General features: G+C 58.8%; 9 protein-coding genes. 7 read left to right on the top strand and 2 right to left on the bottom strand.

Annotated elements, in window-relative coordinates:
* Nucleotides 1-30 precede the first annotated feature (30 nt).
* Complete coding sequence (locus NFG57_RS10995; protein ID WP_222516436.1) at nucleotides 31-858, bottom strand: hypothetical protein; 828 nt, start codon at nucleotides 856-858, stop codon at nucleotides 31-33.
* A gap of 229 nt (nucleotides 859-1,087) precedes the next feature.
* On the opposite strand from NFG57_RS10995, the gene NFG57_RS10990 reads away from it, so the two are divergent.
* From NFG57_RS10990 to NFG57_RS10980, 3 genes are all read left to right on the top strand, one after another.
* The gene (locus NFG57_RS10990) at nucleotides 1,088-4,429 is read left to right on the top strand and encodes an NAD-binding protein (RefSeq protein ID WP_348814307.1); all 3,342 of its coding nucleotides are present in this window, start codon (nucleotides 1,088-1,090) and stop codon (nucleotides 4,427-4,429) included.
* A gap of 247 nt (nucleotides 4,430-4,676) precedes the next feature.
* Entirely contained in the window at nucleotides 4,677-8,942 is a 4,266-nt protein-coding gene (locus NFG57_RS10985; protein ID WP_348814306.1) for an ankyrin repeat domain-containing protein, read from the top strand.
* A gap of 2 nt (nucleotides 8,943-8,944) precedes the next feature.
* On the top strand, nucleotides 8,945-9,613 hold the full coding sequence (locus NFG57_RS10980; protein WP_348814305.1) for a hypothetical protein: 669 nt from the start codon (nucleotides 8,945-8,947) through the stop codon (nucleotides 9,611-9,613).
* A gap of 250 nt (nucleotides 9,614-9,863) precedes the next feature.
* Here NFG57_RS10980 and NFG57_RS10975 read toward each other — a convergent pair whose 3' ends face one another.
* Complete coding sequence (locus tag NFG57_RS10975; RefSeq protein WP_222516435.1) at nucleotides 9,864-11,723, bottom strand: DUF4231 domain-containing protein; 1,860 nt, start codon at nucleotides 11,721-11,723, stop codon at nucleotides 9,864-9,866.
* A 441-nt stretch (nucleotides 11,724-12,164) separates the two neighbouring features.
* On the opposite strand from NFG57_RS10975, the gene NFG57_RS10970 reads away from it, so the two are divergent.
* From NFG57_RS10970 to NFG57_RS10955, 4 genes are all read left to right on the top strand, one after another.
* Complete coding sequence (locus NFG57_RS10970; protein WP_045995038.1) at nucleotides 12,165-13,163, top strand: sialic acid TRAP transporter substrate-binding protein SiaP; 999 nt, start codon at nucleotides 12,165-12,167, stop codon at nucleotides 13,161-13,163.
* 46 nt (nucleotides 13,164-13,209) lie between these two features.
* Nucleotides 13,210-13,776: a TRAP transporter small permease gene (locus NFG57_RS10965; RefSeq protein WP_052704549.1), complete on the top strand. Its 567-nt coding sequence runs from the start codon at nucleotides 13,210-13,212 to the stop codon at nucleotides 13,774-13,776.
* 24 nt (nucleotides 13,777-13,800) lie between these two features.
* Complete coding sequence (locus NFG57_RS10960; protein ID WP_045995039.1) at nucleotides 13,801-15,180, top strand: TRAP transporter large permease; 1,380 nt, start codon at nucleotides 13,801-13,803, stop codon at nucleotides 15,178-15,180.
* Between the two features lie 105 nt (nucleotides 15,181-15,285).
* Nucleotides 15,286-16,362: an Ldh family oxidoreductase gene (locus NFG57_RS10955; RefSeq protein WP_108133180.1), complete on the top strand. Its 1,077-nt coding sequence runs from the start codon at nucleotides 15,286-15,288 to the stop codon at nucleotides 16,360-16,362.
* Nucleotides 16,363-16,394 lie beyond the last annotated feature (32 nt).

Below are 16,394 nucleotides of genomic sequence, written 5' to 3'. Positions count from 1 at the left end.
GGCAAGGGGGCTCAGCGCGGGCAAACAGGTTCAGGGCAGGCGCACCGCGCCGATAAAGCGTTCCAGTCGCAGCGGCAGATCGTCGAGCAGGGTGCGGTCCTCCTCCATGTGGACCTCGCCGTCGCGCAGCACCGTGAAGTCGCAGTCCCACAGCGAGCGCCCGTAGACCACCGGTACCTGGATATGCCAGGCGACGACCGGACTGTCGACGTCGCTGTTGAGAGAGCGCTGTTCAGCCAGATCCCCGCTGTGCAAGGTCATGGGGGCTGGCGCGTCGGCTTCGTCGTTGGCGCAAACCACACGGGGGGGATAGCTCACCTTGGCCAGCGCCTGACGGACCGCATCGAGTGCCTGAGGCGGCGGATCGGCATCGACCCAGGGAAAATAGTCGGCGGATTCCAGCACACGAAAACGGCCGCTCTCGGCACCTCCGATGATGAACCCGGTGAACAGGTGCAGGTATTCCAGCGCCGCGGCTGGGGAAGTGGCAGGATCGCCATAGACACTGTTCAGTCGAAACAGCGCCTTGCTGGTCAGGTCCAGCGGCCAGACACCGCTCTGGCCATAGATGAAGGCGAACAGGCCGGGGCCTTCTTCGGTCTCCAGCAGGACGTCGCAGAGCAGATGGCGGCGATAGCACAACAGTGGCATGGCGCGGATCGCCAGGGCGGTAAAGCACTCGCAGGTGGGCCGGATATCGTCGGCGAGCTGGGCCTGGGTCAGGTCCAGCAACAGCGGCAGACTGTCCTCGGGGGACAGCGTCTTCCAGTCCCCCGGGACGGGCGGCACGCTGGGAAAGGCCTGGTCTGCAGGCGTGAGGTGCTTCTCGAGAAATGTCTCCCAGCGATCTCGGTCCATGCAGGCCTCCGCCTGTATTGGGGCTACCGCTTCAGAAGCCCCGGTGGTGCAGCAGGGGCCGGGGGGCTGTCTTCACCCTAGATAGGCGCTGTCGTCTTGGCAACGGCTTCGGCGCCAAACAGAGCGTCAAAAAACTGGTTCTTCGTGATCATGAATTCCGTGCCAAGGCGGAGCAAGTCAGCCGCTATCTTCTTATAGATAGGAGAGGTGAGGCGGGAGGCCATCGACGATGGCGTGTGACCCTGAATCGAAACAGTGCCTGAGCGAGCGCGAGCCCGCCGGCTTCGGTGGCGGGGAGAACCTGTATCAGGTGCTGGAGACCTGGGGCACGCTGAGCGCTCTGTTGCTGGTGCTGCTGTTGTTGGTGCTGGTGCTGCAATATCGCAGGCGCTGGCTTGGTCGTGTTCCGCAGTTTGCTGCGGCAATGGTGCTGATACTCGGCAGTTATCTCGCGACTCACGTGGATGACGGCCCGGGGTTGACCAACGTCTATCGCACCTTGCAGCTGTTCGCCGGCCAAGCGGATTGGACGAGCACTCTGTTGGCGCGTGCTCACGGTGAGGGTCCGCCAGACAGGCTAATACATGGGGTTCGACTGCTCGGCCTGTTGGCCACGCTGTCGCTGGTGTTGGCGCTGTTTCGCAATTGCCACGGGGTCCTGTTGGAGGCTACCGCCAGAATCGTCCATGGCAAGGGGCGCGTCGTTGTCTGTGGTCTGGGTGAGCTAGGAATGCAGTTTGTCGAATCCTACCACCGCCAGGGACAGGCATTGCCCTTGTTGCAGCGCTTGCGACACCGCAGCGGGCTGGTGGTGATCGAGCAGGATGCCTCGAATCCCGGTATCGACTGGTGCCTCGATCGCGGCTATCTGGTGTTGGTGCGCGACGTCTTTGATAGCAAGATTCACCAGCGCGCCTGCATGGGGCGTGCTCGAACCATTCTGCTGACCCTGCCCGATGATACCCGCAATATCGAGCTGGCCATTGCCATTCGCAATGGGTGCTTCACACAACGGCCATCGTCGAACGATCCCAATGACAGCCGCACCATACTGATGGTGCACGTGGACGATATTGCCCTGGCGCGTCGGGCTGAAGATGCCAGTCGGCTGTCGCTGCAACAGAGCGTCAGCCTGCGTTTCTTCAATCTGTTCGAATCCAGCGCGCGTCAGGTGTTGGCGAAGCACGGACCGGACATCTACGCTCGGGTCGCCGACGCCGATCGAATCCACATCGCCCTGTACGGCGACAATCCCATGGCCGAGGCGTTGATCATTCACCTCTTGCAGCTGTCTGCCGCGATGCGGCATGGCGGTGCCTCGCTGTGCATCAGCCGTTTTACGCGAGAACCAGGAGACGCCTGGCCGGATTCACTGGCCGAACTGCCGGCGCGCGAGGAGCTTGCCTCCTGGGTGGAGTTTCGACGCTACCCTCTGGAGGATGCGTGTCGGGTACCGAGGGCAGGCCTCACCGAATGCGCGCGTTTCGCCGGGACTCCTCCGACACAGCACTTTGTGTGCATCGATGATGACAGCCTGTCGGCACGGCTTGCCCTGGCACTAAGGGGCGAATTGCTATCCCGTGAGCCGCTTTGCGTCAACGCAGAGATCCGCCCATGGAACGCCCCCGTCTTTGTCAGGCTCAAGAGGCGTCAAGGACTCGCCAGGTTGTTTGATGTCATGACTCGGTGTCAGGCAGGGACTCGTCAGGGCGACGCCAGGCGCTACGAGATACCCGATGGCCTGACGCCCTTTGGCATGCTCGACGAGGTCATGAAGTGGGAAGCGCTGGTCAATGAGCGCCGCGACAATCTGGCTCGAACCTTCCATGAACAGAGCTACAGCCCGATGGCAGCAGCGCCAGGCAATGTCTGGAAAAAGCAGACCAAGGTGGGGTGGGAGGAGCTTAAGATATTCTTCAAACGCTCCAGTCGAGCCCAGGCCGACCACGTACCGGTCAAGCTGCGGGCACTCCACTGCGTCGCCTCAGAGCCTTCGGTGGTACTGACACCTGACGACGATGGTCACAGGCAACAAGGGCGGAGCGAGGCAAAGAGCATGATCGAGAGGGCCGAAAAGGACGCCCGGATCAGCTCGGAGCCGGTCTGGGGCCTGGCGTTTGAGCCTGAGCATCGTCGCCTGCTGGTGGCCTTCGGTAGCGAGGGCAAGGCCTTGCCGAGCAATGTCATGCAGTGGGATCTGCCCCACGGGCAAAAGCACCAGGCAAACTCCTCGCTCAAACCGTGCGAGGACTGGAAGTCGGACGGTGAGCAACGAGTCGAGGCAGGGACAGATCTTCGTCTCGATCGACTTGCGGAATCCTGGGTATCAGCCTGCTTTGGCCTTGGCGTGGTGGACAAGGGTGGCCGGCTATCGTCGCCACGCGAGGGAGAGCTGCAGGTGGAGACTCCCGATGGTGGACAACAGTGCATCGTGCTGGAGCAGGGGGCGCGGCTGACGGCGCTGGCGCTGCTGGTGGAAGAAGGTGGCGATTGGTGGGTAGCCATTGGTCGAGCGAGCGGTGCTGTAGAAATCGAGCGTGGGCCATCGCGACCCGCCCACCTGATACTGGGCAGCCCCTGGCAGCGCTTGCTGCTTTCGAGGCGCCCACAGCCGGTGGACCACCAGGATGCGACGGAGACGGCCTTGACGCCCTGGGAGCGACTGTCGCGAGTCGAGCATGATCGCTGGAACCTCTTTCACTATCTGAATGGCTGGCGAGGCGGGAGCCCGCGCGTCGATCCGGCCCGTGTCCACGACAACCTGGTCTCCTGGGACGACTTGTCGGATCAGACCCGGGGTTACGATCGCAAGGGCATCGTCCAACTGCCGATGCTGCTGGCCGAAGCCACAGGTCACCAGCAGACGGTATGTCGCTGTATCCGAATCGGTGTGACGGGAGGTTTTCGTCACCCCCGGGATCGTCTGACCCAGGACAGTGACGTCAGACGCCAGTGGTGCGAGCGACTCGGCAAGGCGACCCTTGATCGGGAAGAACGCCGTCAGCGACGCAAGCAGTCGGGGAAGACATCAGTTGTCGATCTCAAGCCGTTGTTGGATCGAGCCGCCTCGATTGCCGCTGGTATGCCGATCCGTTACGAGATCCATAGTGCACTCACCGAGGGACCAGAGCGTGAGTTGACCGGCTATCTGATCGACGCTTTGGACGCTGATCTGATGCTGGTGCTGCCGCTGCCCTTCGACATTCTGTACCAGGACTTCGCCGAGGATGACAAGCAGCGCCTGGAGTCGGTGGAAGAGTATTGCGCCATGGCGGCCAGGGCGACGCGTCATCTGGAAATGCCACTGCGCTTTGGCAATCTTGAACGGTTGGGTCATCGCCGTGACAAGGAGGAGCAAAGGTGCCCGTTGTACCAACAGTACCAATTGGCGGATGCCTGGCTACTTCAGTATTGCGACATGGTGGTGGTAGCAGATGACGACCGCTGGGCCAGGCTGGAATCGCTCTCTAGCGATTTGCCCGGGAAGGCTCAATGGAAAAGCCCACAATCGATTTTACATGGTGGTCTTTTGCACGAAAGCAATCTTCTCAAGATGAGGTTGCTTGAATAAGTAATGAGCGGTCGAGAGAGGTAAAAAATTTTGGATATATCGAATCGCTAAATTTACTGCGTTTGTCGACATGGAGGCTCGTGTGTGTTTAGCGAGCCATGATTGATGGGTGGTGTCGACAAGAAAGAGAGGAAATACAAAATTTCCAACAGGAAGATTTGTTACAACAGTCGCATTCTAGAATGTATTTTGTTCTGAAGTGTATGGCGACAGATATAAGATGGCAAAAAATCGGGAAGGAGGAGGTATGCCAATTAAAAACATCATGCCGAGAGAGGCAGGACGTTCTCGGGCGGATAACGATCAGCTTTTCATTTCTTATTCCCGAGATATGAAAGACTATATGGAAAGGGTGCGCGACACGTCCAGTGCGAAACTGCAGCGGGCGGCGCGGCATAATTTTATCGAAGCTATGGAATGGCGAACCTGGATCGAGGAACAGGGGATTGATCAACTAAAGACCTATCAGGAAAATATTCTACGTCCCTCCGATCCGCGATGTATAGGCGTTATCTGTCTGCTTGGCGAAAGGATTGGTGAACCGTTATCGAATTTCCAGTGCCAGCCCATGCCTGATTTTACGTTATGGACAGAGACCAATAATGTATATCGCTACCGACTCAAAATGCCGGGTGATTGGCCTTCCGAACCCAAAGAGCAACAAGATCTCGTAGATCAAGGGTGGTATCCGCTCACAGGTCCTGTCTTTGAGGTTCTCGACGCTTGGCAGAGTTTTAAAGACAAGCCAAATGAAGAAATAAGCCGACTATTTGTCTGTTATTTTAGTGATTCTCCTGTATCCTGCGACAAAGATGAAGGAGTGTGCCTTAATGGTAGAAGTTGGTACAGCGAAGAAAGTAAGGAAATACTCGATAAAACAGATGATCATGAAAAGCAGATTAAGTGGACAAAAGATGTTTATATGGTTCAGACTGGTGCTTTGATCAATTTTATCAAGGCATTTTCTGAAAGAAGTCTTCCTCTACATTGTTTTCAAAGCTTTGATGAGGCTGGTGGGGAAATCAGCAAGTTCGTCAAGCGATTGACCCCCGAGTCAGCATCATTTGAAAATCCCTATCGAGGACTGGACTACTATGATATGGATGATCCTTGTCCACTGCCGGGTAGAAGCCATAGGGCCGTCGATGAGGCATTAAAGATTAGATGTTTTTTAGACGATGGTAGAGCCTATTCGGTTCGCATTGTAGGAGAAAGTGGTTGCGGCAAGTCTTCTTTTCTCCGTCGAGGGCTACTGGCGGAACTGGCAGGCAACGGAAAGGACAGGAGGAACCCTTTTCCTGTCGTAGCGGTACGCCCAGGCGATCTTCATGATAGTACGGGTCGCCCCGATGCCAACGTGCTTGAGAAATTCCTGGACCAGGTCACAATCAGATACCCGTTATTTGGAGGACAGCTTGCGGAAGCGAGACTTGAGGGACGCCTTGTGGGGCCTAGAGCACCAACGGTAGTGACGAATATTATCGAAGAGGCGATTAAACATAATTTTGGCGGAAAACCTCTGGTCGTTGGGCTGGATCAGTTTGAAGAAATTGTCGATGATCTGGCAAATGCGGAAAGGCGGCCTTATGCTGATTTTTGGGGTCCTTTTCTGGCTTTTATCGAAGAGGCAACGAAGCGCGGAGTGGTCTGTTGCCTCTACACCATCGAGAAATTGAAAGTAGACTATCTTGATTCTGAAGCGAACATTAGTCATTCACCCAGTTTAATATCAATTCCGACGGTATTTTTGAAGCCCGGAGCGACTATCCGTTTATCAAGCGGTGACGAATTCCTGACGGAAGTCATAGAGAGCCCGTTTCTTCCAGATATTCAGTTGGATGGAAAAATAACACGGAGCCTGATTGATTCGTTTGGAAACTACAATCAGAAGCATGGCCATCTATCGTCACCACTTCCTTTGCTATCGCTGCTGCTTGAGCAACTTTATGAAAGGGCGCAGTCGTTGGTCGGAGCCGGGTTGGTCGAGCAAAAAAACACCGAAAATGAAGGCGGAGCGTCTCCGTCATTGTGGAGCCGATTTCACGGTGCGGACCACTTTATTAGCTATGAGGAAGTAAAGGATTACCTGGACCTTGACAATGAAGTTGGGCTGTTGGTTGAGCAGGCATTGCCCGGTGAAGCCAAGTCTTTTAACGCCGAGTTGGTAGAAGATGAGAAGGTTCAGCGACTCGCTGACCTGAATTTCCTGTTCAAACCACTTGTCGGCCTATCGAACTCCGTCGAAGAATCAATAACGCTGCGCGCCGTGGGCGACGGAGGTAGCAGGGATTTTCGCGACAGGATCAAGGCGCTCGCAGATGTCAGACTCGTCGTCAATGAAAGCAACGGTCTGAAACGCTTCATTCATCAGTCAGTTATCCGGCAATGGCCGCTGGCAAACGAATGGCTGAAAAGCTATGCAGACGAACTTGAACTGGACAGGCGGTTTCGTAGGGATTCACTGACCTGGCGGGAAACCCGAGGAGATAAAAAAAATCCGCAAGATCGTGAATCCATTCATGAAGCCGCTGTTGTTCTATACGGTTATATACGATACTGGCCGTTTATCTTAGATGATGATATGACGGAAGAAGATCGTGCATTGAAGAACTACTGCCAATCGCTTCTGTCCAGAAGTGATGCGCCAAAGACGCCGGTCGAAAGGGGCGGGAAGGTCTTTGCAACTTACGCACATATCGCAGCAATGTACGGAATGGACGACACCCTGGAAGAATTTATACGAAGGTGTCCAGAATGTATAGAATGCCGATCGTGGAAAGGGCGAAAGGCACTGGATGCCGCCGCCTGGACGAGTAGCAGCACTGTCAGGATGTTGCTAAGACATGATCACCATCCATTAAATACTGACGTGAATGGATGGCCGACAATAGCGGCCCCCATATGGCAAAAAAACCTGGATATCTTTGAGTTACTTTTACCCAATTATGAAAATGCGGGGTGGGACAGTCTTTCAGGGCCGGATGGTACGACGATGCTTCATATTGCCGCTCTGAGGGGGGCATCAAGAATCTGTAAACGACTCATGAGCATTCAGGGATTCGATCCTGAAAAGCTTCGTGATCGCAAGGGTTTTACACCGTTGCATTACGCAGCCATGACAGACAAGACTGACACTTTCGAGATTTTTTGTCACTGTTTGCCCATTAATGCTATTTCAAACTTTGATGATACCGTGCTTCATATGGCAGCGGCACATGGATCTATTAAAGTTGTTGAAAGAATAAAGAGATTCCCGAGCTTTAGCGGCCAGTTCGAGGCCAAGAATAAAGCGGGGAAAACGCCTTTGATGCTTGCCGCCGAAAATCGTCATGCGGCGGTGGTTGCCTTGCTCGCTCCGGCCTGTGATGTCAATCGACAGAACAGTAATGCGGTCAACATTCAAGAGAAGGATTGGACCGCATTGCATTATGCCTTGGCAGGTGCGAATCGAGAATTTTACACGGAGAAAAGAGTAGCGTCAGGTCAGGAAGTAAACAAGGAACCCGAAACCAGAGCCTCACGACAAGCGGCATTGCGTACTGTAAAGGCTTTGTTGGATTCATGCCCAGATATAGATTTTAGCATAAGAACAGAAGATGGCATCCATGTCTTGGAAAGAGCAAAGTTCCTTCCGCTCGTTCGGCGGTATCTTATGACGAAGATAGTAGGGGCATTGCCAGACGGTAGTTCGGTATTCAACCATATGATCACGACGGGTGATCGAAGGGGGGTCGAATCTCTTCTGGCAGGAGGAGAGGTCACGGATGGAGCTTCGGGAGAGAATAAACAACTTTCATTGGAATTGCTGATTCAACATGGAATGGGTGATATTGCCGTTAGACTTATGAAGCTGTCTAAATTTGACCCTTGGGAAAGGTATGGCGTAAGGTCCAATGGCCTTGTCGCGGCGATCTACGCGAGATCATCCTGTATATTCGATCTGATCGTTGATAAATGGAAAGCGAAAGAACATCCTGGTAAAGGCGGGTTTAGCCATCTATTGAATCAGGCGGTCATAGCCACTATCCGCACCGGTCAAACATCACGCTATTTATCGGTGCTGTTGGAAATGGGCGCGCGCCCTCTCTATAAGCAAAAAAATACCAAACGTACGTTGCTGCATACCGCTGCCATGTATGGAGACCTCATTGCCTATCAACAACTGGTGGAGGCTTGCGACAAGGAGGCACCGACCGACGAATGGGGGTTGACGCCGGGTGATCTTGCGCCTGAGACATTGCAGCACGAATTTGAACGCGCTCCTGATCCTGTCGACCTTCCCGCGGAGCAGAATGATGAATTGCATGAGGCTAAATCCCTGTTCGAGGAATTGGCCGATCTGGCAAGGCGAGGTAACGTCGAGGCGCTGCGAGTGGAACTTGAGAAACTGAGTGAAATCGAGGTCGATGACCTCGTTGATGAGTATGGGAGGAGGTTGACAGACCTCGCGCCAGAGAGCTGCATTGATGTTATCGAATCCATGATGAAATATCCAAGGTCTAGAGGAACATAATAATGTCGCTATTGTTCTGTAATGAGGACTCATGGAAGAAGGTTGGCTCAGATATCGTTGACAGTATCCTGGAGAAGGAGGCGCCTATCGATCTTTTGCCTTGGCGTGACTCACAAATTACCTGTTGGCGAAGGCAGTTACCATTTTATGATGACATGTTTCTGCTAAGCCTTGTCTGTGACGACTGGAAAGACCAGACAAGAGTCTGCTTTCTGGAGCATGCGGGTGGTGCGAGGCTCAGGCTGAACGGAGATTCGGCACCGATTCATCAAGCCAATGCCGAGGCCAGCCTGCGTCTTGACGAGGCAAATGTGGTGGACTATCTGTCATTCTTCTGCTTCTTTGTTCGAGGCGATGCCGGGCCCTTCTATGTGCTAGAGCGCAAAGACGATCCCCTGGTACCAGCGGACTTCTGGTCAGCCACCAAGGAAGGGCGAGGGGAAGGTCCGACTCCAGATGCGCTCTACCGGCCTCCCCGTCTCCATCGATCCGATGAGGCGACCAGCAGTTTTTTGCTGTCCACTCTGATCTTTTACGGAAACGCGCTGTTCGCTGCTGATATGAAAGTATTTTTTCGCGGAAACATCGAGATGATCAATGACGACCCATTGATCGAGAAACTGCCGGTCGCTTGCAACTTTCCGCTGAAGGTAGTGCCGACCGTTCATTGAATTGACGGTTCAGGAGTGGCGGAGCGCCGCAAAGTGGGTGCCCGCCACTGAAAAGCCTCAAGGTGCTGGAAGCGAGGGCTAGAACTCGTGCCTAGGCGCTGTCCGAAAAGTCGACGAGCGAAGGTTAGACAAGGCAAAAATCGGTGAGAAAGCGCAGTTTACGGGGTGTAAATGAGCATTTTGACCGGGCTGGCGCACCAGCCGATTTTTAACGCCGTATTACCGAGTGCAGGCACTTTTCAGACAAGCCCTAGAATCCGGGTACCAGTTCCCGCTCGCTGTAAATCATGCTCCAGACCTTGAGGTCGTCGGCCATCGTCAGCTGCAGCTGACCGAGCAGACGACGGACCACGGGGCGCTCCGGTGTGTTCAGGCGAGAGGTCAGCTTGCTGCCCAGGCGCTTCAGGCGTTGACTCATGCGCCGGGACTGCTGAGCGGCGGCACGTAGATCGCCGGTGGCGCGGATGCCGAAGATGGCCGCGCCCAGCACCGGCAGAAAGCCGCCGAGCAGGGTGGCTACGGGCTTGTAGAGCTCCGCCGGAAGTGCCGGACCGTTGAGGTAGACCAGATAGCACACCAGATACAGGACGCCACTGGCCAGCGTCAGCCAGAGCGCCCCCTTCGCCAGGTACTCGAGGCGATCGTCCTGAGTCTCCAGGCGCTCGGCGGTTTTTTGGTGATAGCCGATCTGGCCGTCGATCTCTTCGTGCAGGGCCACGTCCAGGGCCCGCCTGAGGCTATCACCGGAGACGACGGCGTCGGGTGGGCCGATTTCCCGCAGTGAGCAGCGCACGTACCAGGGAATCCAGTCGAAGCGACCGTTGTCCACCGGCGGCTCGGCGGCGCCGACGGGTGAGGTACCGATCAGCAGCGATAGCCGTGCCGGGCGGATCGCCTCGGCCAGGCTTCGGTAGGCCAGCCAGCGGCTCTGCCACTGCCCACGACGCCCGAGCCAGGTGATGAGCAGGATGCTGGCGATGATCGCAAGCTCCATGCTGACCAGCAGCGCCTTGACGCCCTTGCTGTCCCACGCCAGCACCGCCAGCAGACCCACCAGCACGGCGAGCGCTGCCAGCAGGAAGTTGGTGGTGTAGGCGCTGCGAAAGCGGTGAGCGTAGTCGATGGCGCGATTGTCTGCGGCGATCCAGCGTTGTCGCAGGCGCTGGTCCAGGGTCGCCTCGTAGCTATCACCGCCAAGATGGTGTGCGGCTCTGAGTGTTTCCTTCCAGGCTCCGCTGCGTTCACGTTCAAGCCCCAGGTCGACCGATGCGGCGAAGGGTATGTCGCGTACCAGCAGGGCACGCAGCCACTCATGAACACAGTGACGGGTGCGCGGCCGTAGGGTCTGGCGGGCAAAGTCGCCAAGGCCCTTGAGCGGGCAGCTGGCGTCGTCGGGGCCGCGGCCCAGCAACAGCAGCTGTTCGAGTCGGTCGTTCAGTAGCTGGCTGATGTCACCTGGCGTCAGGGCTTTCCAGTCGCCGTCTTCCAGGGGCTCGACGACGTGCTCTCGGGGGACCCACAGGTGCAACTGGCCCTGCAGGTCGAGCCACAGTGTGATCAGGCCACGCAGGCGTGCCTCGTCGATGATCTCGGCGGTACCTCCACGCCCTCGGGAGGGCTTGCCGTCCCATACCGCCAGTAATACGTCGGAATGCGCCAGCACCAGATGGCCGGCCGCCTCGTAACCGGCTTCCCGCTGATCGCCGGGCTCGCCGAGGTCGAGTTCGGTACAGCTGGTCACCGCCGGATGCTCGAACCAGCGCCAGTAGTCGGCCAGGGCGTCGCCATTGAAGTCGTCGGCGTATTGCCGACGTCGAAAGGGCAGGATCAGGTTGATCTCGTAGCCACGTGAGGCCGCCGCCTCGGCGACCAGCCGGTCGGCTCCCTCGGCGATGGCGCTGGCCAGTCGCATGCAGGCAGGCTCATCGGCATAGAGGCCGGGTTCGGCCTGTGCTCCCAGCCGGCGCGTCTCGGTGGCGAGGCGTTCGAGTATGTCCTGAGCCGCCTTGCCCAGCGCATCATGGTCGGCCTCCGCCAGGTCCTTGGGGCGGTGCCCGGTCACGCCCACGCGCAGGGTGAGTCGAGGGGCAAGATAGGCATTGTCGGTCACGGCGTGTCTCCGGGCTCGTCGAAGGGATCCTCTGGGGATCGCGTCGTGGCTTACTGGAGCATAGGTGAGGTCGCCTCGTTTCGCCGGCCAGCGAGTCTGACGGCAGGCTGCTGGCGTCCAGGGCGAGCGTCTGCGGGACCAGGCTCAGGCCGGTGATGTCAGGGCGATGCAGGATAAGTCCCAGGTCCTGTGGGTAGGCGCCATGATCTTCCGCACACGCCTGCAAAGCTCCCTTGCACTGGTGCCTCTTCATGGCCGACGTTGGTGGAGCATCGACCAAAGTCTCGTCGTCACTTCCTTGCATGGGCCAGTGGGGACAACTAGATTCAGTCTCGGTGGTATGACACGTATACAGTCGCCCAGGCATGGAGCCTGTCGATTCGATTGCGTGCATCCACCTTGCACACTCCACACGCCACAAGAGCCCGGGAGAACAACAAGATGCGCCCCAATCACTGCCAGCCGCCCGCCCGCTTCATTCGTCGTAGCCTGATCGCCGCCATGGTCGGCGTCAGCCTGTCGGCGGCCGCCCAGGCGGAAACGCTGACCTTCGCCCACGTCTACGAGACCTCGGAGCCTTACCACGAGTGGGCCGTCTGGGCCGGCGAAGAGATCGAGAAACGCACCGATGGCCGCTACTCGGTGGAGGTGCACCCAGCCTCTTCACTGGGCAAGGAAGCCGACATCAACGAGGGGCTGAGCCTCGGCACCGTCGACCTCATCTTTACCGGCAATCAGTTCGCCGGCCGTTCCTACGGTCCCATCGGCATCGCCGGTGCGCCCTACATGTTCCGTGACTTCGATCACTGGCAGGCCTACGTCGACAGCGACCTGTTCGCCGAGATCGCCCAGGGCTATGAGGACGCTACCGGCAACGTGCCGCTGGCGATGAACTACTACGGCAAGCGCCACACCACGTCCAACGAGCCGATCAATACGCCGGAGGACATGCAGGACCTGAAGATCCGCGTCCCCAACGCGCCGATGTACATGATGTTCCCCGAGCAGGTCGACGCCAATCCTACGCCGATCGCCTTCGCCGAGGTCTATCTGGCCCTGCAGCAGGGTGTCGTCGACGCCCAGGAAAACCCGCTGCCCACGATCAAGGCCAAGGCCTTCTACGAGGTGCAGGACGTCATCAACCTGACCGGTCATATCACCGACTCCCTGATCACGATTGCCGGCGGTCCGCTGTGGAATCGCCTGTCCGAAGAGGATCGGCAGATCTTCCGCGACGTCTATGAAGAGGCCGGCGAGAAGATCACCGCCGACATCGTGCAGCAGGAGCAGGACCTGGTGGCCTGGTTCGAGGAGCAGGGCGTCACCGTCAACGAGGTCGACACCGCACCGTTCCGCGAGGCGGTGATGCCGGCTCACAACGGTGACGCGGCGACCTGGGACCAGGAAACCTACGATCGCCTCCAGGCTATCGGCCAGTAAACGACGGAGGGGAGGGCGCCGTGCGCCCTCCCTCGGGAGATCCTTCATGACCCGATCTGACGTGAGTGACCCTGGCGTCGAACACGAGACCACCAGCGCCTTCGAGGTGCCCGATGACGACGACCGGATCCGGCCGGGTGACTACGGCATCGAGGACTATCTGACGCTGGTGGTCTTCTGGCTTCTGGCGTTGGACGTCTTTGTTCAGTTCTTCAGTCGCTACGTGCTCGGCAACTCCATCGCCTGGACCGAGGAGATCGCCCGCTACCTGCTGGTAGCGGTGGGTTTTCTCGGCAGCGCCATGGCCGCCCGCAAGGGCTCGCATATCGCCGTGGAATTCTTCTATCGCTACCTGTCGGAGCCCACCGCCCGGGTCATGTGGACCCTGGTGGATCTGGTGCGTATCGCCTTTCTCGGCATGCTGGCCTGGATCACCTGGCAGCTGGCCCAGCGCACCAATTCGATGATGGTGTCGGTGGACCTGCCCAAGAGTCTGCTCTATTACGTGGTGCTCTTCGGGGTGGTGCTGATGCTGGTGCGCTCGATCCAGCTGGCGGTGCGTCACTGGCGCACCGGCGAGAGCGAATTGATGTTTCGCGACGATGACGACTGAGCGCCACGAACAAGGAACAACCCCATGACTGAAGCAATGATCAGTGCCCGGCGCGGATCGCCAGTGCCTCCGGTGGTGGCGGCACTGGCGGTCGTCGGCTGCATCGCGCTGGCGTTTTTCGAGAACTACCTTTCGTTTCTGTTTGCCGCCCTATTTACCCTGCTGGTCTGCGGGGTGCCCATCGCCATCAGCCTGGCCGGCTCCTGCCTGATGTACGTTCTGCTGACAGGACGCGTGCCCGACGTGGTCGTGGTGCACCGCATGGTCAACGGCATTGACAGCTTCCCGCTGCTGGCGATCCCTTTCTTTATCCTCGCCGGCAACCTGATGAACAACGGCGGCATCACCACCCGCATCTTTGACTTCGCCAAGGCGCTGATGGGTTGGATGCGTGGGGGCCTGGGCCACGTCAACGTCGGTGCCAGCATTGTCTTTTCGGGGATGTCCGGTGCCGCCGTGGCCGATGCCGGTGGCCTCGGCACCATCGAGATCAAGGCCATGCGCGACGCCGGCTATGATCAGGAGTTTGCCGTAGGCATCACCGCAGCGTCCTCGACCATCGGCCCGATCATTCCGCCAAGCCTGCCCATGGTGATCTACGGAGTGATGGCGTCGGTCTCGGTGGGGCAGTTGTTCGCCGCCGGCCTGGTGCCGGGCCTGCTGATGGGTCTGACGCTGATGGTGATGATCACCTGGCTGTCGCGGCGTCGCGGCTACAAGCGTGACGCGCGGTTCTCGGTCTCGGTGCTGGGCAAGACGTTCTCGCGGGCCTTCCTGTCGCTGCTGACCCCGGTGATCATCGTCGGCGGCATCGTCACCGGTGCCTTTACCCCGACCGAGGCGGCGATCGCGGCGGTGGTCTATGCGCTGATTCTGGGGGGACTGGTCTACCGTACCCTGACCTGGCGGCGACTGTTGAAGGTCAGCATGGAAACCATCGAGACCACCGCGGTGATCCTGTTCATCGTTGCCGGCGCCTCGATCTTCGCCTGGATCCTGACCAGCAACCAGGTCACCCAGCACGTCATGGGGCTGCTGGGACCCTTCCAGGACAATCCCATTGCCGTGCTCCTGATCATCAATCTGGTGCTGATCGTGGTGGGCTGCTTCATGGAGACCATCGCCGCCATTACCATCCTGGTGCCGGTGCTGCTGCCGGTAGCGGTGGCCTCCGGGGTGGACCCGGTGCACTTTGGTGTGATCATGGTGCTCAACCTGATGATCGGCCTGTTGACCCCGCCGGTGGGCATGGTGCTCTACGTGCTGTCGCGGGTGTCGCATATCTCCTTCGAGAAGTGCATGCGCGGCACCCTGCCTTTCCTGATCCCTCTGGTGGTGGCGCTGTTGCTGGTGACCTTCATTCCGGCGATTTCGCTGTGGTTGCCGACGCTGGTCTACCGCTGAGTCCCGGGTCGCCGCTGCGGCGGTGACGCGGTATGGCCGAGTCAAGGCGGCGCCGAGCGATCGGCGCGCGCCTTGCGGCCCTTATCCCCCTCACAAGGAATCCCCATGAGTGCCAGTCAATACGAGGCCTGTCGGGTCGATTACAAGGATCTGCATCGCTTTATCGAACAGGCGCTGGCGGCTGCCGGCGCCGATCAGGCCTCCCGGGAAGCGGTGGCCAAGGCGTTGGTCACGGCCTCGCTGATGGGCACCGACAGCCACGGCCTGAGGCTATTGCCGCACTACCTCAACGCCCTGCAAGGCGGGCGGATCAAGGGCAGCCCGACGCCGAGCATCAAGCAGCGTCTGGCCGGCACTGCGGTACTGGACGCCGATGATGGCTTCGGCCACCTGGCCGGGTATCGGGCCATCGATCATGCCGTCAGCATGGCCCGGGAGGTCGGCATCGGTGCGGTGGCGGTCGGCAACTCGTCGCACTTCGGTGCCGCCGGCTGCTACGCCCTCGCCGCGGCAGAGCAGGGCATGCTCGGCATGGCCTTTTGCAATTCCGATCCGTTCGTCCTGCTCCACGGTAGTCAGCGGGCCTTCCACGGCACCAATCCGATCGCCTTCGCTGCACCGGTGGCCGGCGAGGATCCGTATCTGCTGGACATGGCCACCAGCTCGGTGCCCATGAATCGGGTGCAGCAGTATGCGGCCATCGGACGGCCCTTGCCGGCGGACATCGCCGCGACCAGCGACGGCAGCACGACCACCGATGCCCGCCAGGTCAGCGCCTTGTTGCCGGTAGGTGGCGCCGGCTTCGGTTTCAAGGGGGCCGGGCTCGGTGGCATGGTCGAGGTGCTGAGTTCGACCCTGGCCAACATGGTCCACGGTTTTCGCCTGCTGCCGATGGGCGGGCCGGACATGTCGACTCCGCGCGGCGTCGGCCACTTCTTTCTGGTGATGGACCCGGGCGCCTTCGAGGAGCGCAGCGCCTTCGAGCGTCGCCTGGCCGAGTACCTCAAGGATCTGCGCGAGATGACGCCGGTAGAGGGTCAGCGGGTGCTGGCGCCGGGGGATCGCGAGTGGCAGACCCGCGATGAGCGCAAGCAGACCGGCATTCCCCTGGACCATGCCCAGCGCGATCAGTATCGCCAGATCGCCGAGCGCTTTGCGCTGACGGCGCTGACCGAGCATTGATCGAGCGCCGTCGAGGCTTGGCCTGGCCCGGG

The organism is Halomonas sp. H10-59, from assembly GCF_040070555.1.
Lineage (GTDB): Bacteria > Pseudomonadota > Gammaproteobacteria > Pseudomonadales > Halomonadaceae > Halomonas > Halomonas litopenaei.
This window is presented reverse-complemented; position numbering and strand designations above follow the sequence as displayed.

Excerpts from the sequence above, each read along its gene's own strand:
- NFG57_RS10995 (WP_222516436.1), bottom strand. The coding sequence starts at position 858 with ATGGACCGAGATCGCTGGGAGACATTTCTCGAGAAGCACCTCACGCCT.
- NFG57_RS10985 (WP_348814306.1), top strand. The coding sequence starts at position 4,677 with ATGCCAATTAAAAACATCATGCCGAGAGAGGCAGGACGTTCTCGGGCG.
- NFG57_RS10980 (WP_348814305.1), top strand. The coding sequence starts at position 8,945 with ATGTCGCTATTGTTCTGTAATGAGGACTCATGGAAGAAGGTTGGCTCA.
- NFG57_RS10990 (WP_348814307.1), top strand. The coding sequence starts at position 1,088 with ATGGCGTGTGACCCTGAATCGAAACAGTGCCTGAGCGAGCGCGAGCCC.
- NFG57_RS10955 (WP_108133180.1), top strand. The coding sequence starts at position 15,286 with ATGAGTGCCAGTCAATACGAGGCCTGTCGGGTCGATTACAAGGATCTG.
- NFG57_RS10970 (WP_045995038.1), top strand. The coding sequence starts at position 12,165 with ATGCGCCCCAATCACTGCCAGCCGCCCGCCCGCTTCATTCGTCGTAGC.
- NFG57_RS10960 (WP_045995039.1), top strand. The coding sequence starts at position 13,801 with ATGACTGAAGCAATGATCAGTGCCCGGCGCGGATCGCCAGTGCCTCCG.
- NFG57_RS10965 (WP_052704549.1), top strand. The coding sequence starts at position 13,210 with ATGACCCGATCTGACGTGAGTGACCCTGGCGTCGAACACGAGACCACC.